Here is a 23,607-nt window from a genome sequence, read left to right on the forward strand (position 1 = left end):
AGGAACTTTCTCGTGCCCTGCACGCACCTGACTGGGTCATCACGTGTCCTGCGATGACTTTGCCGACATCGGCGCCCGACCCACAGCAACGATCGCGCAGCATGCACGCGGTACGCCTGCCCATCGCGGCGGACGCGCTGACTACTTTGCCTGCGGGACGCGCGCCGGCCGGATCCGCTGCCCTTTGACGGGCTCACCGCGTGCAACCGGCTGGCCATCGGCCACGTAATCGGAGAACTGTGCCGGCAACGCTTCGCCGACACCGAACACAGGGCCTGCCTGCAGTTGGTAGTGCAGGTGGGGCTCGGAGGAATTACCGCTGTTGCCACAGTCACCGAGGTGCGCGCCGCTGCGGACAGCCTGTCCCTGCGCGACCCGCACACTGCCCTGGCGCAGGTGCGCCAGCACCGAGTACTCCTCATTGCCGTGATCGAGAATGACGCGGTTGCCGGTGAGCTGAGCGGCATTCATCTGACCCGGCACGTTGTCGGCCACATCCTCGATCACGTCCACCACCGTGCCGTCAGCCGGCGCAGGGATCGGGCGACCGAAGCAGTAGTAGTCATCGTTGCGCAGGCCATCGCCACGATGCGATCGGCCATCGCGGACCACCAGCAGATCCAGCGCGAAGCGCTGGCCGGCATGCGCCGCATGGTAGTTCTGTTCGACGCTACGCCCGCCCCAGAACACGAAATATTCATCGTTGAACGGCAGTTGCAGCCGTGTGCGGGTCTGGTAGTCGAGGAATCCGCTCGCCGCGGCCTGCGGCGGCGTGGTCTGTAGCGGGCGGATGTAGAAGCCGCCAATCCGCCCGTCGGCATCGATGGCCCACAACACCTGGATGATGTCCGGGCTCCTGGCGAAGCGCGCCTGCCGCAGATAGGTGTCGAATCCATCAACCTTCTCGACCTTCTCACTGACCAGCTCGGTTTCTGCGCCCCAGCCGGCGAGCACCTGCTCGCGCAGCGCCACCAGGTTCTGCGGGGACTTCAGCCCCGCCTGCATCTGCGGCGTCATCCGTTCCCACAGGGCGTCGATGTGCCCTTCGTAGAACTGCGTGGTCAGCGTGGCTCCCTGTTGGCGGGCATCTGCGGCCGTGGCCACGCCGATGAGAACAGAGTAGGAAACAACCAGAACTGCAAACAGGCGCGGGAGCAATGTCATGTCAGGCGTCCTTTCGATCCGGATCGGGAATGCCGGCAACGATCGCCGCCAGCTGCGTGCGGTACGCGGCCAGGGCAGTACGGCCCATCGGCGTCAACTGCAGGGTGGTCAGTGGGCGCTTGCCGCGGAACGACTTGTCGATGGCGACCAGTCCAGCAGCCTCCAGCTTGCTCAGATGGCTGGACAGGTTGCCCTTGCTCAACCCGCTGAGATGTTCGACAAATCCGAACTCGGCGGATTCGGCACCTGCCAGGATCGACAGGATCAGCAGGCGTGCCGGCTCGTGGATCAAGCGGTCGAGCTGGAGCAGCGCTCTGGAATCAGGCAGCGGGGTCATTCGACGTTCGTCCGCGCCGCCATGAACGCGCGCATCTCCACCTGTAGCCGCTGGAAGCGCTGATGGTCGCGCCAGCCGACCACGATCAGTGCGATGGATGCCAGCGGGAACACGGCGGTGCTCGGACCGAAGCCATACGCCTGCCCGGTGAAGGCCAGCGCGGCCTGGCACAGCAGGAACACGCCCACGATGAACTCCAGCGGCGTACGCAGCCAGCGCCACACCACCCAGGGCAGCAGCGCCACCACGGCCAGGTAGCCAATGGCGCGGAGGTTCCAGGGAAGTTCGCCCATCGGCGCCAGCCGGGTCAGCACGCTGCCGATCACCAGCACGCTTACCAGCGCGGTGAAGGCGATGAAGAAGCGCTGGAAATTGCGCTCGACCGGCGTGACCTGCTCCTCGACGTGGCCCAGCCGCTGGTAGTAGCGGCGCGCCAGCCACTGCTTGCTGACGATCCACAGCACCGGCACGGCGATCAGCACGATGCGCAGCGCCAGGGTGGTCGGCAACAGGGCGCCGGCAAGGAACGAGGCCAGGCAGGCAATACCGCCTGCCATCGCCGACAGGCCGCCGGCACTTCGCGAATACCGCGAGTATTCACGGGTCAGCGCCTGCAGGCGCGAGGAAGGATCAATGACGGACGGCTGCTGCATGACACGCTCCATCGGGGTCGCTTGAATTCAGTTTGCACTGCAAACCTATTTGCGTAAAGCACTCCCCTGCAGCGATCTGGCGGCCCCACAACGCGGAAAGCCCGTCACAGGGACGGGCTTTCCGGGAACAACGCAGCCGAGCGTGGGCTCGGCTCTACAATCAGGCGCGGGCGATCAGCCCAGCTTGACCAGCCAGTTGTGGCGGTCCGGCAGGCGGCCGTACTGGATGTCGGTCAGTTCCTTGCGCAGCGACATGGTCACTTCGCCGGCCGGTGCGTTGATGTCGCCCACCGAGAAGCCTTCGCCCTTCAGCTGGCCGATCGGGGTGACCACCGCCGCGGTGCCGCAGGCGAACACTTCGGCGATCTCGCCGGAGGCAACGCCGTCCTTCCACTCGTCGATGCTGACCTTGCGCTCTTCGACCTTCATGCCGCGGTCGCGGGCCAGCTGCAGGATGCTCTCGCGGGTGATGCCTTCGAGGATGCTGCCCGACAGCTGCGGGGTAACCAGCGTGCCGTCCTTGTAGACCAGGAACACGTTCATGCCACCCAGTTCTTCCAGGTACTTGCCCTCGACCGGGTCGAGGAACAGCACCTGCGAGCAGCCCTGCGCCTGCGCCTTCTGCTGCGGCAGCAGCGACGCGGCGTAGTTGCCACCGCACTTGGCAGCGCCGGTGCCGCCCTTGGCCGCACGTGCGTACTCGGTCGACAGCCAGATCGACACCGGGGCGACGCCCTTGGCGAAGTACGGGCCGGCCGGGCTGGCGATGACGTAGTAGCCGGCCTTGTGCGCGCCACGCACGCCGAGGAAGGCTTCGTCGCCAATCATGAACGGACGGAAGTACAGGCTCGACTCATCGGCCGACGGCACCCAGGCGCTGTCGACGGCGATCAGCTGCTTCAGCGATTCGACGAAGATCTCCACCGGCAGTTCCGGCAGCGCCAGACGCTGCGCCGAACGCTGCAGGCGACGGCCGTTGGCATCCGGGCGGAAGGTCCAGATCGAACCGTCGGCATGGCGGTAGGCCTTGATGCCCTCGAAGATTTCCTGGCCGTAGTGCAGCACGGCCGCGGCCGGGTCCAGCTGCAGCGGACCGTAGGCGCGCACGTTGGCGTTGTGCCAGCCGGTGTCCTTGTCCCAGCGCACTTCCACCATGTGGTCGGTGAAGTGCAGGCCGAAACCCGGCTTCTCCAGGATCTGGGCGCGCTCTTCAGCGCTGCGCGGGTGGTCCGAACGGGTGACGGCGAAGCTGGGAATGGACTGGGACACCGGAGATTTCCTGTTCTGGTTGCGGGTAATGCCCGGCCCGCGTCACTGCGGGCCGTGGGTCAAAGCATGCCGGTCTCGAGCCGGGCCGCCTCGGACATCATGTGCTGGTTCCACGGCGGGTCGAACACCAGGTCGACGTCGGCCTCGGCCACCGTCGGGATCATTTCAAGCTTGCTGCGCACGTCGTCGACCAGGATCTCGCCCATGCCGCAGCCCGGCGCGGTCAGGGTCATCTTCACGTCGATCTCGCGCTTGCCTTCGTCCAGGTGCTTGATCTCGACCTCGTAGACCAGGCCCAGTTCGACGATGTTCACCGGAATTTCCGGATCGAAGCAGGTCCGCAGCTGCTGCCACACCAGCTGCTCCACCTGTTCATCGGTGGCGTCGGCCGGCAGCTCGAGCGGTGCCGGTGCCTCCTTGCCGATGGCGTCGCCGTCCTTGCCGGCGATGCGGAACAGGTTGCCCTCGACGAACACCGAATAACTGCCGCCCAGCGCCTGGGTGATGTACCCATAGCTGCCGGCGGGCAGGGTCACGGTGTCGCCCTGCGGGACCATCACGGCCTCGCAATCGCGTTCGAAGTGGACAGGTTCGCTGCTACGGGAATACATGGGGACCGATATGGGGCCGTGGCCAAGGCCACGCAAGACGGCATTCTAGCCCAGCCGCCCTGCCGCCGCCGGTGCACTGCGGCAAACCACAGTATCCTGTGGGTGATCTTCAGGGAGCTTCGATGTCCTCCAATGCCGCGCGTGCCAGGACCGTGACCTGGCTCTGGCCCATCATGCTGTTGCTGGGTCTGCTTGTTGCTCCCCTCGCCTGGATGATGCTGGCGCTGATGACCGGCCGGCAGGTCGGCTGGATGGCGGTACTGACCGCCCTGGAACTGGTGTTCATGCTGCGCATGGGCACGCTGGGCCCGGGCCGGCTGCGCATCGCCCTGGTCGTGCTGGGCACCGTGCTGGTGGCCGCCGTGGCCAACTGGACCATCGCCAGCGCCTGGATGGGCGGCTCGATCGGGCTGGACCTGTGGGACGCTACGATGCGGATGGGCCCGCACCTGGCCTGGACCCTGATCACCCTCGCCAACGGCGCGATGGAATGGCTGTGGCTGGCCCTGGGCCTGGCCGTGGGCGCCTGGCTGGCGCGCTGAGCCCACCAGCAGGTAGTGCCGGCCGCTGGCCGGCAGAAGCGTGCGGACCAAGGTCCACACCTGCCAGTGCAGCTACCATGCGTGGATGGGGGTAGTGCCGGCCGTTGGCCGGCAAAGGGGGCAGAGCCCTTTCCTGTGGAAAGGGATCCGACCCCGGTCTCCTCAATGCCCGCCGTCGAGCGCCTTCAGTTCGCTCACCAGCGATGCCGCCGCTTCGGCGCCATCGCCGTACAGCATGCGCGTGTTGTCGGCGTAGAACAGCGCATTCTCGATGCCCGCAAAGCCCGTGCCCTTGCCGCGCTTGATCACCACCACGTTGCGCGCGTTGACCACGTCCAGCACCGGCATGCCGTAGATCGGGCTGGCCGGGTCGGTGCGTGCCACCGGATTGACCACGTCGTTGGCACCGATCACCAGCACCACATCGGTGTTGGCGAATTCCGGATTGATGTCGTCCATGTCGGCGATCAGGTCGTAAGGCACGCCAGCCTCGGCCAGCAGCACGTTCATGTGCCCGGGCATGCGCCCGGCCACCGGGTGAATGGCGAACTTCACCTTCACCCCGCGCTGGCCCAGCCGCTGCGCCAGCTCCCAGATCTTGTGCTGGGCCTGCGCCACCGCCATGCCATAGCCGGGCACGATCACCACGCGTTCGGCGTAGGCCATCATCGCGGCAACGTCGGAGGCTTCGATCGGCTTCTGCGCGCCAGTGATCGCCTGCGCTTCCCCGCCGGCGCCGCCGCCGAAGTTGGAGAACAGCACGTTGCGGATCGGCCGGTTCATCGCCTTGGCCATCAGCCGGGTCAGCAGGATGCCCGCCGCGCCGACCATCATGCCGGCGATGATCAGCGCCTCGTTGCCCAGCACGTAACCTTCGAACGACACCGCCAGGCCGGTGAACGCGTTGTACAGCGAGATCACCACCGGCATGTCGGCGCCACCGATCGGCAGCGTCATCAACACGCCCAGTGCCAGCGCCAGCACGAAGAAGGCGACGATCGCCCAGGTGCTGAGCGTGCTGGCCGCGATGATCGCCAGCACCACCACCGCCAGTGCCACCAGCAGGTTCATCACCTGCTGGCCGGGCCAGGTCACGCGCTTGTCGAGGCGTCCATCGAGCTTGGCCCAGGCAATCACCGAGCCGGACAGCGACACCGCACCGATCGCCGCGCCGACCACCGCCAGCAGCAGCACCGTGCCCGACGGCTGGCGCGCAGCCAGGTCGGCCAGCGCCTGTGCGCTCCAGTGGCTGGTATCACGGTTGGCGAGGAAGGCGTAGCGCAGCAGTTCCACCGCGCCGATCGCCGCCGCCGAGCCGCCGCCCATGCCGTTGTACAGCGCCACCATCTGCGGCATGTCGGTGATGGCGACCTTGCCCGCCGACCACCAGGCCAGGCCCGCGCCCAGCAGCAGTGCCACCAGGATCAGCGGCACGTTGTGCAGTTCGGGCAGGAAGAAGGTCGCCGCCGTGGCCAGCAGCATGCCCAGCCCGGCCCAGCGGATGCCACTGCGCGCGGTCAGCGGCGAGGCCATGCGCTGCAGGCCCAGCAGGAACAGCGTGGCGGCGACGAGGTAGCTGGCCTTGACCAGCCAATCGAGCAGTTCGACGGTGCTGATGTTCAAGCCTGCGGCTCCTTCGGCTCGTCCTTGCCACCCTTGGGCGCGCTCGGCTTGAACATTTCCAGCATGCGCGCGGTGACCACGTAGCCACCGGCGGCGTTGCCGGCACCGAGCACCACGGCGAGGAAGCCCAGGGCTTTCTCCAGCGGTGTCTGCGCGTGCCCCAGCACCACCATCGCGCCGATCAGCACGATGCCGTGGATGAAGTTGGAGCCCGACATCAGCGGGGTATGCAGGATCACCGGCACCCGCGAAATGATCACGTGGCCGGCGATGGCCGCCAGCATGAAGATGTACAGCGCCACGAACCCGTCACTCACTGGCAACGCTCCCGCTCTGTCTTCGTCGCCCCATCATAACCACGGGCTGAACCCGCGCGCACCCGGCGTCAACCGCGGCGGCGCTCACGCGTTGTCGATGGTGAGCCCGAGCGAGGAACCGTACCCTGTGCTGGTGAGCAGCCCCGTCCCCCCGAGCGCCGAGACCGATGCCCTGCCGGCATCGCTGGAGGCGTTCCTGGCCAGCGTCGGCCCGCGTGCGTTCCGCTTCGCCGAGACCGGCCTGCGCCAGCGCGAAGACGCCATGGATGCGGTGCAGGACGCGCTGCTGCGCATGCTGGACTACGCCGACAAGCCGGCTGCCGAATGGGCGCCGCTGTTCTGGAGCATCCTGCGCCGGCGGGTGATCGACCTGCAGCGCCGGCGGCGCTTCCGCCTGCCGTTCTGGCGCGACAACCAGGACGCGGAAGGCGGCGAGATCGACTGGGCCGACCCCGGCCCGGACCCGGCGCAGGCGCATGAACAGCGCCAGCAGTACCAACAGCTGGTGGACGCGTTGCGCCGCCTGCCCGCCCGCCAGCGCGAGGCCTTCACCCTGCGCGTGCTGCAGGACCTGGACGGGGCCACCACCGCCCGCGCCATGGGCTGCAGCGAAGGCGCGGTAAAAACCCATCTGGCACGCGCCCGCCAAGCGCTGCAGGATTATCTGGAGAACCACCCGTGAACCGCTCCCTGCCTTCCGATGACACCTTGCGCAGCCTGCACGCGCAGTCGCTGCAGGCGCTGTCGCCGGCAACGCTGGCCCGGCTGCGCCAGGCTCGCCACGGCGCCACGGCTGTCCATCGCGGGCGCTGGCGCTGGTGGCTGGCCAGTGCCTGTTCGCTGGTGGTGGCATTGGGGGTCGGCCTGCAGTTCAGCGGCCACGGCACCCTGACGGGCCCGGCGCAGGCACCGGTGCTGGCCTCGGTGGAAGACAACAGCGCGCTGTACGACGAAAATCCCGATCTGTACCTGTGGCTGGGCGATACCGACCTGGCGATGGAGTGAACCATGTCCCGACTGCATACCCTGCCACTGTTGTTGACCCTGGCGCTGCTGCCGGCCGTTCCGGCGCTGGCGCAGAGCACCGCGCCCGGCCCGGCCGCCCGCGCCGCGCCGAGCGCGCCGCTGCCGGCGTGGGAACACCTGAGCGAAGCGCAGCGCGAATCCCTGCTGGCACCGCTGCGCGACCGCTGGAACAGCGCCGATGCCGGCCAGCGCCAGCGCATGCTCTCGCATGGCCAGCGCTGGCAGTCGATGAGCCCGGAGGAGCGCGACAAGGCCCGCCGTGGCCTGCGCCGCTTCGAGCACATGAACCCGGAACAGCGCGAGCAGGCACGTGCCCTGTTCGGGCAGATGCGGGACATGCCGCCGGAACAGCGCGACGCCCTGCGCGAGCGCTGGTCGCAGATGACGCCGGAACAGCGCAGGGACTGGGTGCGCGACAACCCGCCGCCGACGAAGCCGCGGTAACGCCCCGGGGAAAGGGGTCAGATCCCTTAGCCTACGGCAAAGGGATCTGACCCCATGTCACTCACGCCTGCCAGCGCGTCTTCGCCAGCAGCTCGTCTTCCCAGTCGAAACCCAGCTGGCCCTCGCGCACGAACAAAGCGACGAAGTTGAGCAGGTTGCGCGCATACATCTCGCTGGCCTGGGTCGCGCCGCGGCTGGCCAGGCCCAGCGGGCCGTCGATGGTCACGCCCTGGTGCTCGATGCACTGCCCCGGCTGGGTCAATGCGCAGTTGCCGCCGCTCTCCGCCGCCAGGTCCACGATCACGCTGCCGGTGGCCATGCCGTCCACCATCGCGGCAGTCACGATGGTCGGCGCCGGGCGCCCCGGCACGGCGGCGGTACAGATCACCACATCCACGCTGCGCAGGTGATCGGCCAGCCGGCGCTGCTGCTCGGCACGTTCCTCATCGGTCAGTGCGCGCGCATAGCCGCCCTCGCCCGCCGCACTCACCCCGAGATCGAGGAAGCGTGCGCCCAGCGACTGGATCTGCTCACGGGTTTCCGGACGCACATCAAAGCCCTCCACCTGTGCGCCGAGACGCCGTGCGGTGGCGATGGCCTGCAGGCCAGCCACGCCAGCACCGATCACCAGAACCTTGGCTGGACGTACGGTACCGGCCGCGGTGGTCAGCATCGGGAAGAAACGCGGCGCGCGCTCGGCCGCGATCAGCGCCGCCTTGTAGCCGGCCATGCCGGCCTGCGAACTGAGCACGTCCATCGCCTGCGCGCGCGTGGTGCGCGGCAGCTGCTGCAGTGGGAACAGGTGCAGGCGGTCGCCAGCGGCCAGTGCCGCAAGTGCCGGATCGCTGGCCGGGGTCAGCAGGCCGACCACGCTGGCAGCGGGCTTGAGCTGCTCCAGCACCGCCACCGGCGGTGCCTGCACGCACAGCAGGATATCGATCTCGGCCCAGCGACCTTCATCGAAAACGCGCGCACCGGCGTCGTCATAGGCAGCATCGGTAAATCCCGCCGCCAGACCGGCGCCGGCCTCATACCAGACGGTGATGCCCAAGGCACCGAGCTTGCGCGCGGTCTCCGGCGTCAGTGCCACGCGCCGTTCGCCCGGCGCGGTCTCCTTGATCCCCAGCAACGCCACGGCCATGCAGGTCCCCGCTGATCGGTGAGTTTTCCCGATCCTAGCAGGCAGCCACAGCTCAGTGCAGTGTTGCGCTGCCCGGGTCCAGCCGATCGATCACGCCCTGCATGGCGCTGTCGAAGGCACCGTCATCCACGTGGGCACGCAGGCGGCCCAGCCGCACCATCACCGCCAGTTCTTCGGGCGAGGCCACGCAGAAGCGTACGCCACGGCGGTTGACGAACAGCAGGCGCGAGGAGATCGGGCTGACCCAGGACAGCTTGCCGGCCTGCACCTTGCCGTCCTTGTCGACGAAGTCCAGCCAGTTGCCGATTTCCATGCGGCGGAAGCGGTCGGCGTCGGCGTTGTCGAAGTCATCGGCATCGATCTGCCCGCTCAACTCCACCGCCGGCGATTCAGCGACTGGCGGTGCCGGCAGTGCGACCTGCGGCAGTTCCGGCAACGCGCGCTGCAGTTCCGGCCGCGATTCAGCAATGCCCTGCAGGGTGTCGTGCAGGGCGTCAATGGCGCCGGTAGCGGCATCACCGTGCACGCCGACACTGGCGAAGACCTTGCTCAGCACCGGCTGCCAGGCCTGCAGCCACGGCTTGCCGACGATCTGGCGGCGGGCCTCGGCCACTTCCTCAAGCAGACCGTCGCCCAGGCTCAGCGCTTCGGTCACCGACGCGCCCTCCTCGCCCTCGCGCAGCAGCGCCAGGGTCAGGTGGTGCTGCCACGGCTGGCGCAGGAACTCGGCGATGGCCGGCGGCAGGGTCGCGTCACCGATGCGGCGATCCAGTTCGGCGCCGGCACGGGTGCGGGCCATTTCCAGCTTTTCCTGGCCGCGCTGCGTTTCAGCGGCGCGACGCTCGGCGATTTCCACGCGGCGGCGATGCTGCACGAGGAATTCGCGGAACTCTTCTTCCAGGGTCAGGAAGATCGCCAGGTTCTCGTTGAACTCGGCCACCAGGCGTTCGATGATCTCCTCGACCTTGGCCATCAGCATGCGCTCGGCCTGGCTTTCGCCGGTATTGCCCTCGCAGGCTTCGGCCAGCGAGTTGAGCAGCTTGCGGGCCGGGTGGGTCTTCTGCACGAACATGCGGCGGTCGAGCATCGCGACCTTGACGAAGGGCACGACCAGGCGGCCGATCAGCTCGCGCGAGCGACCTTCCAGTTCGCGTTCGTCCAGCATCACGTCGAACAGCATGCCGACCAGATCGATCGCATCTTCGTCCTGCGGGTCCAACCGGGTCTGGCCCGGATCGACGCCGAGGCGGGTGGCGCTGGACAGCACTTCGCTCTTCAGCCGCTGCGCCAGTGATTCGCCGTCCTCGCCGATCGCCGCACGCAGGGTCGCGCTGGGCGTGGCCTGCAGCAGCGACAGCACCGACATCATCTCGCGCTGGCTCAACGGGCGGTGCTGGCCAACCGCGACCTGCGCGGCCGAGGTGGCGTCTTCGCGGACATGACGGGTCTGCTGCAGCAGCTCATGCAGTGCTTCCAGCAGCATCCCCTGTTGGCCCGCATACGCCTCGCTGCTGCCACCGTCTTCGCCCGGCAGGTGCTGCTGCATGTGGCCACGACGCTCGGACCAGCGCGCGGCGAAGCGCTGCGCCCAGGCCGGTGCGGCCTGTTCCTCATCGCCGAATTCGCTGTCGAAGCCCGCGCTCTGGCGCTGCTCCACCAGATCGTCCAGGCCCGAGGCCATGCGCGGGTCGGGCGCAGCCGACAGCGGACGCTGCGGCGTCCCCATCTGCGACATCACCCCGGCCGCGGCCAGTTGTTCGTCGAGCTTCTCGTAAATACGGCCCACCGGCACACGCAGGTCACGCTCGCACAGCTTGATCAGCACCAGGTGCACTTCCGGGGCCAGTTCGCAGCCGGCAAAGGCTTCATGGATGGCAACACCCAGATGCTCGGGGCTGATCGGATTGCGGTCGGCATCCAGTTCAGCGCCGCCGATCAGCCGGCCCAGGCGACGGTCGAGGCGCGCCAGCACCGACTTGAAGTCGCGCAGCAGCACGGTGGCGAAGTTGCGTACCGCCAGCCGCGATTCCAGCACGTGTTCCGCCAGCAGGCTCAGGCCGTCCTCGGCCGGACCGGACAGGGTCGCTTCGGCCGACAACGGTTCACCGCTGGCCAGCGCCTCCCAGGCCCGCTGCAGGTGGCCGGCGAAGGCGGCGGCGATGTCCTCGCGGCGGCGGCGCAGTTCGCGCATTGCATCCAGGAACAGCAGCTGCGACGAGCCAGCATTGCCGGCGCGGTCGAACAGGGCATCGTCGAAGCGCGCCAGTGCGGCCCCGAACGCCTGGCACAGCGCCGGCAGGACCATGTCCCGGGCACGCTGGAGCTGGGCCGGGTCACGCCCCGGCGATCCCATCGGTGTGGGCACGCTCATCATTCGGGAAGGCTCCCCACCTTCTCTGGTACGACAGACAGCATGGACATCGCGACGACCGGTACACCCCATGTACCGGTATGTCGATGGTAGGCCGGCCAGCCCGTCGCGGACAGTGAAACAGTCCTCACTTCAAACCTCATGACCGGCGGCCCGGCAAGATAGATATCGTAAGCCGTGCAAGGCCTGCGAGGCGAGGGGAAGCGGTCGTCCGTTTCCCGCCAGTGGCATGACGTTCATCACAGTTTGATATTCAAGGTCCGGACGCGACACAAACGGCGTCTTTGACCACCCCGACTATAATCAAATACCCGTGATGACCGGTTCAGACTCCATGCCCGACCCCGCCGCCCTGCTCGCCCTGGATGCCCGCCGCTCAGTGCCCTCGCGGCAACTGGGCGAGCCTGGACCGGACCCGGCCACCCTGCAGCGGATGCTGGCCTCGGCGGTGCGTGTGCCCGACCACGGCAAGCGCGTGCCCTTCCGCTTCGTGAAGATCGCCGGCGATGCACGTCACACTCTGGGCGACTTCCTGGCCGAGCGAAGCCGCCAGCGCGACCCGCAGGCTGGCGAGGCGGTGTTCGAGAAGGACCGCCAGCGTTTCAGCCATGCACCGCTGGTGATCGTGGTGGTGGCCAGCCCGCGTCCGGACCCGAAGGTGCCCGAGCAGGAACAGCTGATGACCGCCGGCTGCGTCTGCTTCGCATTGCTGCAGGCCGCGCAGGCGCTGGGCTTCGGCGCGCAGTGGCTGACCGCCTGGATGGCCTTCGATCCAGTCGTGCAGGCCCATCTGGGCCTGGCCGAGGGCGAGCGGATCGCCGGTTTCATCCACATCGGTACACCCAAGGCCGCCGTGCCCGAGCGCGAGCGCCCCGACCCGGTGGCCCTGCTGCGTGACTGGACGCCGCCGGCATGACCCTGCCGGCTCCGCCGCCGTCGCTGTATCTGGTTGATGCCAGCATCTACGTGTTCCGCGCCTGGCATTCGCTGCCAGACCAGTTCCAGGACGCGCAGGGCTGGCCGACCAACGCCGTGCACGGCTTCGCCCGCTTCCTGCTCGATCTGCTCGAACGCGAGCGTCCGCAGCACATCGCCATCGCCTTCGACGAAGCACTGGACAGCGGCTTCCGCCATCGCCTGTATCCGGCCTACAAGGCCAACCGTGACCCGGCGCCGGAAGCGCTCAAGCGCCAGTTCGTGCACTGCAAGGCCTTGTGCGCGGCACTCGGCCTGGCCGTCCTGGCCCACCACGAGTACGAGGCCGACGACCTGATCGGCAGTGCGCTGCACGTGCACCGTGGCAGCCATCGCGGGGTGATCATCTCCGCTGACAAGGACCTGTCGCAGCTGCTGCTCGACCACGACGAGCAGTGGGACTACGCGCGCAACCAACGCTGGGACGTGGCGGGCGTAAAGGCGCGGCACGGCGTGCACGCGCACCAGATCGCCGATTACCTGGCACTGTGCGGTGACGCCGTGGACAACATTCCCGGTGTCAGTGGCGTCGGCAGCAAGTCCGCCGCCGTGCTGCTGGCCCACTTCGGCAGCATGGATGCGCTGTACGAACGCCTGGACGAAGTGCCGTTCCTGCGCCTGCGCGGCGCCGCACAGATGGCGGTGCGCCTGCGCGAGCAGCGCGAGCACGCCCAGCTCTGGCGCCGGCTGACCACCATCGCGCTGGACGCGCCGCTGGAGGGCAGCCAGCCCGGACTGCTGCGCCAGGCAGCCGATCCGGAGCTGCTCGGTGGCCTGTGCCAGACCCTGCGCTTCGGCCCGATGACCCGCCGCCGGCTGTTCGATGCCGCCGGCGTGGCCGACCCTCTTCCCACCCACAGCGAGCCCGCATGAGCCAGCGCAACACCGAAGCCCCGCGTGTCGTCTATGAAGGCAAGTACCAGCGCATGCTGGTGCGCGGCACCTGGGAATACAGCGAACGCACCCACGCCGGTGGCCTGGCCGCGATCATCATCGCCGTCACCCCCGAGGACAACGTGCTGTTCGTCGAACAGTTCCGCGTGCCGTTGCAGGCCCCGACCATCGAGATGCCGGCCGGCCTGGTCGGCGACATCGATGCCGGCGAGTCGATCGAAGTCTCGGCCGTGCGCGAACTGGAAGAAGAAACCGGCTGGACCGCCGATCACGCCGAAGTGCTGATGATCGGCCCGACGTCTTCCGGTGCCAGCAGCGAGAAGATCGCCTTCGTACGCGCCACCGGCCTGCGCCGGATCGGCGAAGGTGGCGGCGATGACAGCGAAGACATCACCGTGCACGAGATTCCGCGCGCGCAGGCGGCAGCGTGGCTGGTGCAGAAGATGGGCGAAGGCTACGAGCTGGATGCCAAGCTGTGGGCCGGCCTGTGGATGATCGAGCACCACCTGGACGGGCGCCCGCGTGGCTGACGCCGACCTGCATGCACTGCCGGCGCTGCTTGGCGCCGATGATCCGGCAATCTACGCGATCCACCGGGCGCAGGGCGCGTCGCCGTACCTGCTGCTGGCCGACCACGCCGGCCAGCAGGTGCCGCGTGCCCTCGCCGGCCTGGGCTTGCCGCAGGTCGAACTGGATCGCCACATCGGCTGGGACATCGGCATTGCCGGCACCACCCGCGCACTGGCCGAACGGCTGGATGCCTGGGCAATCGAACAGACCTATTCGCGGCTGCTGATCGACTGCAACCGCCCGCTGGCCTCGCCCACGCTGATTCCGGACGTGAGCGACCACACCGTGGTCCCGGGCAATGCCGGGCTGTCGGCGGCGCAGCGGCAACAGCGCATCGATGCGATCCACGCGCCGTACCACGCACGCATCGACGCGGAACTGGACGCACGCCGCGATGCCCGTCGCCCCACCCTGCTGGTGATGATGCACAGCTTCACGCCAACGATGAACGGCATGCAGCGGCCGTGGCATGCCGGCGTGCTGTACCACCAGGACACGCGGTTCGCGCATGCACTGCTGCAGGCACTGCGCGATGAAGGCGACCTGGTGGTGGGCGACAACGAACCGTATTCGGTCAGCAGCACCAGCGACTACGCGGTGCCGGTGCATGGCGAAGGCCGCGGGCTGGTGCATGTGGAACTGGAGATCCGCCAGGACCTGATCGCCGATGCCGCCGGGCAGCAGGCATGGGCGGAGCGGCTGGCGCGGATCTTCGGCGCGCTGCAACCGCAGTTGCTGGCCGCCGGGTGATTTACCCAGGCTTGGTAGTGCCGGCCGCTGGCGGCAACTGCAATGATCCAACGGACCCGGGGTTGCCGGCCAGCGGCCGGCACTACCGCAATTCGGGCGCATCCATCCACGGGAACGGCTTGAACGCGTGCACCTGCACGGTCGCACCGATCGCTTCGAACTGATCCTTGATCGCCTGCGCACGGCGACGATCCAGCGCTTCACCCAGCACCAGCGGCAACGCGCGGCAGCACGCCAGCGCCTCGCCCACCGGCATCTCCAGCAGGCGCGCCACGCGCTGCGCAGCGGCCTTCAGCTGGTCTGCCGGGCACGCCACCAGGCACAGGTCGAACGAAGCGAAGATGCCTTCGCCCACCCCTGCCTCGCGCGCCGCCGCCAGTGCTTCAGCACCCGCTTCGCCCAGGGCCTCGTCGATACCCTCGACCTGCTGGAACGCGTCGTACTCGGCGTAGTAGGCCAGCGCCTGCGCGTAGTCCTGCAGCGACGACAGCGGGCGTTGCCGCTTCTGCACATCCAGCACGTCGGAAAACGTGGCCGTCTCCAGATACGGGAACAGCCCCATCGCCGCCGAAGCGGCCGACCGCTCGCCGTCGTCATCCAGCGCTTCATCACTGGATGACGGCAACCACAACCGTGCCGCCAGCAGGTCCTCGTCGCTCGCCATCACCCAGCCGAAGGCATTCCACACCGCATCGTCATCGTTGCAGGCAGCGAAGGCATCCAGGGTCTGTTGCAGGTCCAGCAGTTCGATCATGCGTCGGTGCTCAGGCAGGCAGTCGCTGCCGAGTCTACCGGCGCCGGGCGCAGGCCCAGCGCGATCACCACGCCGAGCGCGGCGAACAGCGCAGCGCCGTACTGTGCGTTGACCATGCCCTGCAGGGCATCCGGGCTGGTTGCCGCCTGCGTGCCGCGCGCGGCGTTGGCGACCATCACCAGTACCGCCAGTCCCAAGGCGCCGCCGATCTGCTGGGCAGTGGCCGCCATGCCGGACGCAACGCCTTGCTGCGGCCCCGGCACGCCCTGCCCGGCCACGATCCACATCGCCGTCCAGCTCATGCCCTGGCCGACGCTGAGCACCACGATGCCCGGCAACAGCGGCCAGTAGCTGGCGCCATGCGGCATCGCCAGCGCCACTGCGGCGATGCCGACGGCACCTGCGGCAAAGCCCCAGGCCAGCACCTGCCGTGGCGAACGGCGCTGCAGCATGCGTTCGGCAATCCGGATGCCGAAGGTGCACACCAATGTCGGCAGCAGGAAGGCCATACCGGCCTGCAGCGGGCTCCAGCCATAGCCATCCTGGAAGTAGAGCGCCAGGAAGTAGTACTGCACGCCATAGCTGCTCATGAAGGCGAAGGTCAGGCCGAGTGCCGCGCGCAGGCCGGGCAGGCGCAGCAGCGCAAACTGCATCAGCGGGTCACGGCTGCGCTTTTCGATCTGTACGAACACCGTCAACAATACAGCTGAAAGCAGCAGGCAGATGAGCGTGGCCGGCGCCGTCCAGCCCCACTCCGGCCCTTGCACCAGGGTGGTGACCAGCAGGCTGCCGCCGGCCGTGACGGTGAGGCAACCGGCCAGATCGAATGAACGGCCCTGCACCCGTGGACCATCGGCCGGCAACCACGCACCGGCTGCGACCGCGCACGCCGTGGCCAGCGGCACGATGACCGCCAGCACCGCCGGCCAGCCAAACGCCTGGGTCAGCACGCCGCCGAGCAGCGTGCCCAGCGCCAGGCCCACCGCGCTGGCCATGCTCCAGATCGCCAGCGCGCGGTTGCGCACCGGGCCTTCCGCATACAGCGTGTTGATCAGCGCCAACGTGGCCGGGAACAGCAGCGCCGCACCGACGCCCTGTGCGGCGCGCGCGATGATCAACAGCGTGGCGTTCGGTGCCAGCGCACCGAGCAGCGAGGCCAGCGCGAACAGCAGCATGCCCAGCCGGTAGAAGCGGCGGCGGCCGATCAGGTCGGCGGCACGGCCACCCAGCAGCAGGCTGCCGCCGAAGGCCACGGTGTAGGCACTGACCACCCATTGCAGCTGCTGCGCATTGATCTGCAGCGCGCGGCCCATGTCATGCAGGGCAACGAAGATGATGGTGGCATCCAGGGCAATGATCAGCTGGGCGGTGGCCAGCAGGGTCAGCGCCCAGCGCGGGTATTTGAGGGGAGGCATCGGCGGTCTGGCGCGGTGGGGGAGCGCAGTCTCATTGATGCGAGCCAATCAATAAACCCCTCCCCGACCATATCTGTCATGATTTTCGGCATGAATGGAGCCTCGATGGACCTCAATGCGGTGCGCATGCTGGTGCAGGTGGCCGAAGCGCGCAGTTTCACCGTGGCCGCTGGCCAACTGGGCCTGAGCCAGTCCGGCCTGTCGCGCGCGATCGGGCGGCTGGAAGCCACGCTGGGGGTCAAGCTGCTGCAGCGGAACACCCGCAACGTCGCGCTGACCCCGGATGGCCGCCAGTTCGTGGAACAGGTGTCGCCGCTGCTGGCCGGCCTGGACGATGCCGAGCGGCAACTGGCCGACCGCCCGTGTACGCCCTCGGGCACGTTGAAGATCAGTGCGCCGTCGATGTTCGGGCGCAAGGTGCTGGTACCGATGCTGGCGCCGTTGCTGCAGCAGCATCCGCAGCTGCAGGTGGAAGCAGTGCTCAGCGACCGTCTGGTCGATCTGGTCGAGGAAGGCTTCGATGCCGCGCTGCGCACCGGCGTCATCGCCGACCAGCGCATCGTCGCGCGGCCCTTGCGGCCGCTGCGCTGGGTGACGGTGGCCAGCCCGGGCTATCTGGCCCGTTGTGGCGCACCGGACGATGTGGCCGCGCTGCAGGATCATGCCTGCCTGGCGGTGCGCAACCTGCGCAGTGGCCGGCTGGTGGACTGGCAGTTCCTGCAGGACGGGCAACTGCGTGAGTTCACGCCCCCGACGCGGATGGTGTTCGACAGCGGCGATCCGCTGGTGGAAGCGGCCATCGCCGGCATCGGCATCGTGCAGGTGATGGATTTCGCCGTGGCCGACGCCTTGGCCGATGGCCGCCTGCAGCGCGTGCTGCAGCCGTTTGAAGGCCGCAGCCGTGCACTGTCACTGATCTATCCGCCTTCGCGGCAATGCTCGCCAAAGCTGCAGGTACTGGCCGACGCGTTGCTGGCTGGGCAGTGGTAGCGCCGGCCGCTGGCCGGCGCCTCCAGGAATCCAACCGTCTCAGGTTTGCCGGCCAGCGGCCGGCACTACCGGGCTGTAGTAGATCCACGCCATGCGTGGATGAGGGCCGGTAGCGCCGGGCATGGCCCGGCGTTACCGATCAGGCGAAGCTATCGGTGGCGCGCACCAACGCGTCCACGTTCTCGGCCTCGAACGCCGAGTGACCCGAAGCCGGGGTGATTTCCAGCTTCGCCTTCGGCCACACCTTGGTCAGGTCCCAGGCATTGGCCAGCGGGCAGACCACGTCGTAGCGGCCGTGAACGATCACGCCCGGAATATCGGCGATGCGGTGCGCGTCGCGCAGCAGCTGGTCTTCCACTTCGAAGAAGCCGCCGTTGACGAAGTAATGGTTCTCGATGCGGGCGAAGGCCAGCGCGAAGTGCGGGTCTTCGTGGCTGTTGATGAAGTCATCATCGACGTGCAGGAAGCTGGTCGCGCCTTCCCACACCGCCCACGCCTTGGCCGCTTCCAGGCGGGTGGTTTCGTCGTCGCTGGTCAAGCGGCGGTGGAAGGCCGAGATCAGGTCGTGACGCTCCACCGACGGAATCGGCTTGAGGTAATGCTCCCACGCATCCGGGAACAGGCGGTTGGCGCCTTCCTGATAGAACCATTCCAGCTCCCAGCGACGCAGCATGAAGATGCCGCGCAGGACCAGTTCGGTCACGCGCTGCGGGTGGGTCTCGGCATAGGCCAGCGCCAGGGTCGACCCCCAGCTGCCGCCGAACACCTGCCAGCGATCCACCTTCAGGTGCTCGCGCAGCTTCTCGATATCGGCGACGAGGTCCCAGGTGGTGTTGTCCACCAGGTCCGCGTGCGGGGTGGAACGGCCGGCACCGCGCTGGTCGAACAGGATGATGCGGTACTTGGACGGGTCGTGGAACTGGCGCATCTTGTCGCTGCAGCCGCCGCCCGGGCCACCGTGCAGCATCACCACCGGCTTGCCGTCCGGGTTGCCGCACTGTTCGAAGTACAGCGTGTGGCGGTCGTCGACGTTCAGGGTGCCGACGTCGTAGGGGGTGATGGCGGGGTACAGCGTACGCATGCTTGCAGCTCCAGGGTGATGCCCTGCCGGGGCAGGAGAACCTCCATTCTAGGCCGGACGCCGGCCCAGGGTGATGCGGTCGCGCTGCTCCAGGTCCTGCACGGTCTGCACTTCCGCAAAACCCGCCGCGTCGAACAGCGCGCGGATCGCCACGCCCTGGTCCCAACCGTGCTCGATCAGCAGCCAACCGCCGGGCAGCAGGTGGGCCTGGCCACCGTCGACGATGCGGCGGATGTCATCCAGCCCGTCCACGCCGGAGGCCAGCGCGGTGGCCGGTTCGAAGCGCAGGTCGCCCTGTGCCAGGTGCGGATCGTCGCTGGCGATGTACGGCGGGTTGCTGGCGATCAGGTCGAACCGCGCGCCCTGCAGCGGCGCATACCAGTCCTGCCCGCCCTCGGCGAAGCGGACGTTGCGCAGTTCATGGCGGGCGGCATTGCGCGCGGCCACGGCCAGCGCACCCGGGCTGGCATCGGTGGCCAGCACCTGCGCTTGGGGCCGTTCGCTGGCCAGCGCCAGCGCGATCGCACCGCTGCCAGTGCCGAGGTCGGCCAGCTGCAGCGCCTGATCTGATGGCAGGCGCTCCAGCGCCAGCTCGACCAGCAGTTCGGTCTCCGGGCGCGGGATCAGCGTGGCCGGATCAACTTCCAGGTCCAGCGTCCAGAAACCGCGGCGGCCGGTCAGGTAGGCCACCGGCTCGCCGGCCACGCGGCGGGCCAGCAACGCTTCGAAGGCGGCCTGGTCGGCGGCGGCCAGCGGATCGGTGGCATGCGCGAACAGCCAGCTGCGCGGGCGGTCCAACACGTGCAGCAGCAGTAGTTCGGCCTCGTGGCGGGCCTCGACGCCGCCGAGGCGGGCACTGGCCTCGGCCACGATCTGGCGCAGGGAGGGTTCGGGTTGGAAAGACATGCCGCAATTGTAGAGCCGAGCCCACGCTCGGCTGCTCCACCCGCAGCCGAGCATGGGCTTGGCTCTACAAACGCTGGAATCCGTTCAGGTTTCGCCAGAGGGCATAAGGAGGGGCTATCGGCCCCATTCAGCCGTTCCGGAAGATTTTCCTTGTCACACAGGCGGTTGCAGGATGAAAGCGGCCGGGTTCAGTGCCTGCTCAGTGCATTTTGATAGACTCCATCTATCAAATAGATGCAATCAATGGATTGTTCTTATCGCGAGCGAATCGGTAACCTAGCTCCTGTCGATTCACCCACTCCCCTTCACCAGAGGAAAAATGATGTCTCTCATCAACACCCAGATCCAGCCGTTCGAAGCCAACGCTTACCACAATGGCGAGTTCATCAAGGTTTCCGACAACAGCCTGAAGGGCCAGTGGTCCGTCCTGATCTTCATGCCGGCCGCCTTCACCTTCAACTGCCCGACCGAGATCGAAGACGCCGCTGACCACTACGCCGAGTTCAAGAAGGCCGGCGCCGAGGTCTACATCGTCACCACCGACACCCACTTCTCGCACAAGGTGTGGCACGAAACCTCGCCGGCCGTCGGCAAGGCCCAGTTCCCGCTGGTCGGCGACCCGACCCACCAGCTGACCCGCGCCTTCGGCGTGCACATTGAAGAAGAAGGCTTGGCCCTGCGCGGCACCTTCATCATCAACCCGGAAGGCGTGATCAAGACCCTGGAGATCCACTCCAACGAGATCGCCCGTGACGTGTCCGAGACCCTGCGCAAGCTGAAGGCTGCCCAGTTCACCGCCGCGAACCCGAACCAGGTCTGCCCGGCCAAGTGGAAGGAAGGCGAGAAGACCCTGACCCCGTCGCTGGACCTGGTCGGCAAGATCTAAAGCGGTACCGGCCTGCCGTGGCCCCACGCCACGGCGCGCCCCTCATCCCCGTGCCGGTCCCCCCGCCGGCGTGGGGGTGAACCCAAGACAGCCAACGCTCGCCCGCCTTGGCCAGCCAGCCCCTTCCACGGTCGCTGTCTTGGGTTCACCCCTACCCCCTGCTGGTCCGCTACCTTCTACAGCGGTGCCACGCCCCCTGTTTGCCTGAAGCCAGGAGATGACCCGATGTTGGACGCCAACCTGCAGTCGCAGCTGAAGACCTATCTGGAGCGCGTGACCCGCCCGATCCAGATCACCGCGCACGCCGACGACGGCGCCAAGTCGCAGGAAATGCTGGAACTGCTGCAGACCCTGGAAAGCCTGTCGGACAAGATCTCGCTGCAGGTGCTGCGCGATGGCCAGGGTCGTGTGCCGTCCTTCGACCTGGGCACCCCGGGCCAGGACATCCGCCTGACCTTCGCCGGCCTGCCGATGGGCCACGAGTTCACCTCGCTGGTGCTGGCGCTGCTGCAGGTCGGTGGCCACCCGTCCAAGGCCACCGCCGAGCTGATCGAGCAGGTGCAGAACCTGGAAGGTGAATACAAGTTCGAAACCTACTTCTCGCTGTCCTGCCAGAACTGCCCGGACGTGGTGCAGGCACTGAACCTGGCCGCGGTACTCAACCCGCGCATCCAGCATGTGGCCATCGACGGTGCCCTGTTCCAGGACGAAGTCGAGCAGCGCGAGATCATGTCGGTGCCGACCGTGTACCTCAACGGTGAAGTGTTCGACCAGGGCCGCATGACCCTCGAGCAGATCGTGGCCAAGCTGGACACCAATGCCAGCAAGCGCGATGCCGAGAAGATCGCGGCCAAGGACGCTTTCGACGTGCTGGTGGTGGGCGGTGGCCCGGCCGGCGCGGCAGCGGCGATCTATGCTGCACGCAAGGGCATCCGCACCGGCATCGCCGCCGAGCGTTTCGGAGGCCAGGTGCTGGACACCATGGCGATCGAGAACTTCATTTCGGTGAAGGAGACCGAAGGCCCGAAGCTGGCCACGGCGCTGGAACAGCACGTGCGCGAGTACGAGGTGGACATCATGAACCTGCAGCGCGCCAGTGCGCTGGTGCCGGCCGGCGACGACGGCCTGGTGCAGGTGCAGCTGGAGAACGGCGCGGTGCTGAAGTCGCGCTCGGTGATCCTGTCCACCGGCGCGCGCTGGCGGCAGATGAACGTGCCGGGCGAAGACCAGTACCGCAACAAGGGCGTGGCCTACTGCCCGCACTGCGATGGCCCGCTGTTCAAGGGCAAGCGCGTGGCAGTGATCGGCGGCGGCAACTCCGGCGTGGAAGCGGCCATCGATCTGGCCGGCATCGTGTCGCATGTAACCCTGCTGGAGTTCGATTCCAGCCTGCGCGCCGACGAAGTGCTGCAGAAGAAGCTGCGCAGCCTGGCCAACGTCACCGTGCTGACCAGCGCACAGACCACCGAAGTGCTGGGCGACGGCAGCCGTGTCACCGGCCTGGTCTACAAGGACCGCGTCGGCGGTGATGCCCACCGCGTCGAGCTGGAAGGCATCTTCGTGCAGATCGGCCTGCTGCCCAACACCGAGTGGCTGAAGGATGTGGTGGCGCTGTCGCCGCGTGGCGAGATCGTCATCGACGACCGCGGCCAGACCAACCTGCCGGGCGTGTTCGCTGCTGGCGATTGCACGACGGTACCCTACAAGCAGATCATCATCGCCATGGGCGCCGGTTCCACCGCCGCACTGAGCGCGTTCGACCACCTGATCCGCTCGTCGGTGAGCAACAGCAGCGGTGCCGTTGCTGAAGCAGCCTGATCCACCGTTCCCAGATCACCGGGAACATTGTCTGCCTGTCGGGTAACCACGCCGTCAGCCGGTCCGTTACCCCTGGGGTGTAAGGATGAACCTACGTGATCTGAAGTACCTGGTAGCCCTGGCCGACCACAAGCATTTCGGCCGGGCTGCCGCCTCCTGCTTCGTCAGCCAGCCCACGCTGTCGACGCAGATCCGCAAGCTGGAAGAAGAGCTGGGCCTGCCGCTGGTGGAACGCGCACCGCGCAAGGTGATGCTGACCCCGGCCGGGCAGGAAGCGGCGGCACGGGCACGGGTGATCGTGTCCGAAGTGGAACAGCTGAAGGAAGCGGCGCGACGCAGCCGCGATCCGGAAGCCGGTACCGTGCGCCTGGGGATCTTCCCGACCCTCGGCCCGTACCTGCTGCCGCATGTGATCCCACGCATCCGCGATCGCTTCCCGGAGCTGGAACTGCTGCTGGTCGAGGAAAAGAGCGATGTGCTGCTGGACCGGCTGCGCGAAGGCAAGCTCGACGCCGCACTGCTGGCCCTGCCGGTGATCGACGACCAGCTGCATGCCGAGTTCCTGTTCGAGGAACCGTTCCTGCTGGCCGTGTCCGGGCGCCACCCGTTGGCCCGTCGCGAACACCTGGACGTGCAGGAACTGGCCACGCAGAAGCTGCTGCTGCTGGAAGATGGCCATTGCCTGCGCGACCAGGCGCTTGAAGTCTGCCGCCTGTTCGGTGCCAACGAGAAGTCCGAGTTCCGCGCCACCAGCCTGGAAACGCTGCGGCAGATGGTCGCCGCCGACGTCGGCATCACCCTGCTGCCGAGCCTGTCGGTGCAGCCGCCGGTGCCGCGCTCGAACAACATCCGCCTGCTCGACTTCACCGGCGAAGGTCGTCCCAGCCGCCGCATCGCCATGATCTGGCGGCGCAGCTCGGCCATGAACGACTTCCTGATGGAGCTGGCCGACCAATTCAAACGCCTGCCGCAGGCGCTGTTCACGCTGGAGGCGCTCAATGCCGCCAGCGATGCACCCGCCCTGCCCGGCCCCGCGCTGAACGGCTGAACCCCCGCAACACCGGCCTGGA

At 67.8% G+C, this 23,607-nt stretch carries 25 protein-coding genes; 12 read left to right on the plus strand and 13 right to left on the minus strand.

Going from position 1 to position 23,607, the window contains the following annotated elements; translation table 11 throughout:
* Positions 1–141: 141 nt before the first annotated feature.
* From VPH47_RS17535 to sufT, 5 genes are all read right to left on the minus strand, one after another.
* On the minus strand, positions 142–1,164 hold the full coding sequence (locus tag VPH47_RS17535; protein ID WP_368851361.1) for a M23 family metallopeptidase: 1,023 nt from the start codon (positions 1,162–1,164) through the stop codon (positions 142–144).
* Between the two features lies 1 nt (position 1,165).
* On the minus strand, positions 1,166–1,501 hold the full coding sequence (locus VPH47_RS17540) for a transcriptional regulator (protein ID WP_368851362.1): 336 nt from the start codon (positions 1,499–1,501) through the stop codon (positions 1,166–1,168).
* Complete coding sequence (locus VPH47_RS17545) at positions 1,498–2,154, minus strand: hypothetical protein (RefSeq protein WP_368851363.1); 657 nt, start codon at positions 2,152–2,154, stop codon at positions 1,498–1,500. The genes VPH47_RS17540 and VPH47_RS17545 overlap by 4 nt, the downstream gene beginning before the upstream one ends.
* A 174-nt stretch (positions 2,155–2,328) precedes the next feature.
* Complete coding sequence (locus VPH47_RS17550) at positions 2,329–3,423, minus strand: branched-chain amino acid aminotransferase (RefSeq protein WP_010481775.1); 1,095 nt, start codon at positions 3,421–3,423, stop codon at positions 2,329–2,331.
* A gap of 59 nt (positions 3,424–3,482) precedes the next feature.
* Entirely contained in the window at positions 3,483–4,034 is a 552-nt protein-coding gene (gene sufT / locus VPH47_RS17555; RefSeq protein WP_005415385.1) for a putative Fe-S cluster assembly protein SufT, read from the minus strand.
* 122 nt (positions 4,035–4,156) lie between these two features.
* Between sufT and VPH47_RS17560 the strand changes: the two genes are divergently transcribed.
* Complete coding sequence (locus VPH47_RS17560) at positions 4,157–4,576, plus strand: hypothetical protein (protein ID WP_368851364.1); 420 nt, start codon at positions 4,157–4,159, stop codon at positions 4,574–4,576.
* A gap of 162 nt (positions 4,577–4,738) precedes the next feature.
* Here VPH47_RS17560 and VPH47_RS17565 read toward each other — a convergent pair whose 3' ends face one another.
* Both VPH47_RS17565 and VPH47_RS17570 read right to left on the minus strand, forming a co-directional pair.
* Positions 4,739–6,199 (minus strand): NAD(P)(+) transhydrogenase (Re/Si-specific) subunit beta, encoded by a 1,461-nt coding sequence (locus tag VPH47_RS17565; RefSeq protein ID WP_164162590.1) that lies wholly within the window; start codon positions 6,197–6,199, stop codon positions 4,739–4,741.
* The gene (locus tag VPH47_RS17570; protein ID WP_005408173.1) at positions 6,196–6,516 is read right to left on the minus strand and encodes an NAD(P) transhydrogenase subunit alpha; all 321 of its coding nucleotides are present in this window, start codon (positions 6,514–6,516) and stop codon (positions 6,196–6,198) included. Before VPH47_RS17570 ends, VPH47_RS17565 begins: the two co-directional genes overlap by 4 nt.
* 97 nt (positions 6,517–6,613) lie before the next feature.
* Here VPH47_RS17570 and VPH47_RS17575 point away from each other — a divergent pair, with 97 nt between their 5' ends.
* Genes VPH47_RS17575 through VPH47_RS17585 form a run of 3 tightly spaced genes read left to right on the plus strand, consistent with a single transcriptional unit; the run spans position 6,614 to position 7,986 of the window.
* The gene (locus VPH47_RS17575; RefSeq protein WP_368851366.1) at positions 6,614–7,198 is read left to right on the plus strand and encodes an RNA polymerase sigma factor; all 585 of its coding nucleotides are present in this window, start codon (positions 6,614–6,616) and stop codon (positions 7,196–7,198) included.
* Entirely contained in the window at positions 7,195–7,521 is a 327-nt protein-coding gene (locus VPH47_RS17580; protein ID WP_368851367.1) for a hypothetical protein, read from the plus strand. Before VPH47_RS17575 ends, VPH47_RS17580 begins: the two co-directional genes overlap by 4 nt.
* A 3-nt stretch (positions 7,522–7,524) precedes the next feature.
* Entirely contained in the window at positions 7,525–7,986 is a 462-nt protein-coding gene (locus VPH47_RS17585) for a DUF3106 domain-containing protein (RefSeq protein ID WP_368851368.1), read from the plus strand.
* Between the two features lie 61 nt (positions 7,987–8,047).
* On the opposite strand, the gene VPH47_RS17590 is transcribed toward VPH47_RS17585, so the two are convergent.
* Positions 8,048–9,127 (minus strand): NAD(P) transhydrogenase subunit alpha, encoded by a 1,080-nt coding sequence (locus VPH47_RS17590; protein WP_180854771.1) that lies wholly within the window; start codon positions 9,125–9,127, stop codon positions 8,048–8,050.
* 52 nt (positions 9,128–9,179) lie between these two features.
* Complete coding sequence (locus VPH47_RS17595; RefSeq protein WP_368851369.1) at positions 9,180–11,501, minus strand: DUF1631 domain-containing protein; 2,322 nt, start codon at positions 11,499–11,501, stop codon at positions 9,180–9,182.
* Between the two features lie 331 nt (positions 11,502–11,832).
* Here VPH47_RS17595 and VPH47_RS17600 point away from each other — a divergent pair, with 331 nt between their 5' ends.
* The 4 genes from VPH47_RS17600 to VPH47_RS17615 are packed head-to-tail and all read left to right on the plus strand — an operon-like array spanning position 11,833 to position 14,687.
* Positions 11,833–12,414 carry a nitroreductase gene (locus tag VPH47_RS17600; protein WP_368851370.1) on the plus strand — a complete coding sequence of 194 codons (582 nt, stop codon included), beginning with the start codon at positions 11,833–11,835 and terminating at the stop codon, positions 12,412–12,414.
* On the plus strand, positions 12,411–13,346 hold the full coding sequence (locus tag VPH47_RS17605) for a 5'-3' exonuclease H3TH domain-containing protein (protein WP_368851371.1): 936 nt from the start codon (positions 12,411–12,413) through the stop codon (positions 13,344–13,346). Before VPH47_RS17600 ends, VPH47_RS17605 begins: the two co-directional genes overlap by 4 nt.
* Positions 13,343–13,897 (plus strand): NUDIX hydrolase, encoded by a 555-nt coding sequence (locus tag VPH47_RS17610; RefSeq protein WP_110711105.1) that lies wholly within the window; start codon positions 13,343–13,345, stop codon positions 13,895–13,897. Before VPH47_RS17605 ends, VPH47_RS17610 begins: the two co-directional genes overlap by 4 nt.
* Positions 13,890–14,687: an N-formylglutamate amidohydrolase gene (locus tag VPH47_RS17615; protein WP_368851372.1), complete on the plus strand. Its 798-nt coding sequence runs from the start codon at positions 13,890–13,892 to the stop codon at positions 14,685–14,687. Before VPH47_RS17610 ends, VPH47_RS17615 begins: the two co-directional genes overlap by 8 nt.
* Positions 14,688–14,769: 82 nt before the next feature.
* On the opposite strand, the gene VPH47_RS17620 is transcribed toward VPH47_RS17615, so the two are convergent.
* Both VPH47_RS17620 and VPH47_RS17625 read right to left on the minus strand, forming a co-directional pair.
* Positions 14,770–15,441 (minus strand): hypothetical protein, encoded by a 672-nt coding sequence (locus VPH47_RS17620; RefSeq protein WP_368851373.1) that lies wholly within the window; start codon positions 15,439–15,441, stop codon positions 14,770–14,772.
* Positions 15,438–16,856, minus strand: a complete 1,419-nt coding sequence (locus VPH47_RS17625; protein WP_368851374.1) for an MFS transporter — start codon at positions 16,854–16,856, stop codon at positions 15,438–15,440. The genes VPH47_RS17620 and VPH47_RS17625 overlap by 4 nt, the downstream gene beginning before the upstream one ends.
* A 105-nt stretch (positions 16,857–16,961) precedes the next feature.
* On the opposite strand from VPH47_RS17625, the gene VPH47_RS17630 reads away from it, so the two are divergent.
* A complete protein-coding gene (locus VPH47_RS17630; RefSeq protein WP_368851604.1) occupies positions 16,962–17,846 on the plus strand; it encodes a LysR family transcriptional regulator in 885 nt (294 codons plus the stop codon).
* Between the two features lie 139 nt (positions 17,847–17,985).
* Here the strand turns inward: VPH47_RS17630 and pip are convergent, their stop codons facing one another.
* Positions 17,986–18,927, minus strand: a complete 942-nt coding sequence (gene pip / locus VPH47_RS17635; RefSeq protein ID WP_197611206.1) for a prolyl aminopeptidase — start codon at positions 18,925–18,927, stop codon at positions 17,986–17,988.
* Between the two features lie 48 nt (positions 18,928–18,975).
* A complete protein-coding gene (gene prmC / locus VPH47_RS17640; protein WP_110711100.1) occupies positions 18,976–19,833 on the minus strand; it encodes a peptide chain release factor N(5)-glutamine methyltransferase in 858 nt (285 codons plus the stop codon).
* 322 nt (positions 19,834–20,155) lie between these two features.
* Between prmC and ahpC the strand changes: the two genes are divergently transcribed.
* From ahpC to VPH47_RS17655, 3 genes are all read left to right on the plus strand, one after another.
* On the plus strand, positions 20,156–20,719 hold the full coding sequence (gene ahpC, locus VPH47_RS17645; RefSeq protein ID WP_065199459.1) for an alkyl hydroperoxide reductase subunit C: 564 nt from the start codon (positions 20,156–20,158) through the stop codon (positions 20,717–20,719).
* A 225-nt stretch (positions 20,720–20,944) separates the two neighbouring features.
* A complete protein-coding gene (gene ahpF, locus VPH47_RS17650; protein ID WP_368851375.1) occupies positions 20,945–22,537 on the plus strand; it encodes an alkyl hydroperoxide reductase subunit F in 1,593 nt (530 codons plus the stop codon).
* Between the two features lie 85 nt (positions 22,538–22,622).
* The gene (locus VPH47_RS17655) at positions 22,623–23,585 is read left to right on the plus strand and encodes a LysR substrate-binding domain-containing protein (RefSeq protein WP_094000372.1); all 963 of its coding nucleotides are present in this window, start codon (positions 22,623–22,625) and stop codon (positions 23,583–23,585) included.
* Positions 23,586–23,607: the final 22 nt, after the last annotated feature.

Origin of the sequence: Stenotrophomonas sp. WED208, from assembly GCF_040984485.1 — a bacterium.
Taxonomy (GTDB): domain Bacteria; phylum Pseudomonadota; class Gammaproteobacteria; order Xanthomonadales; family Xanthomonadaceae; genus Stenotrophomonas; species Stenotrophomonas riyadhensis.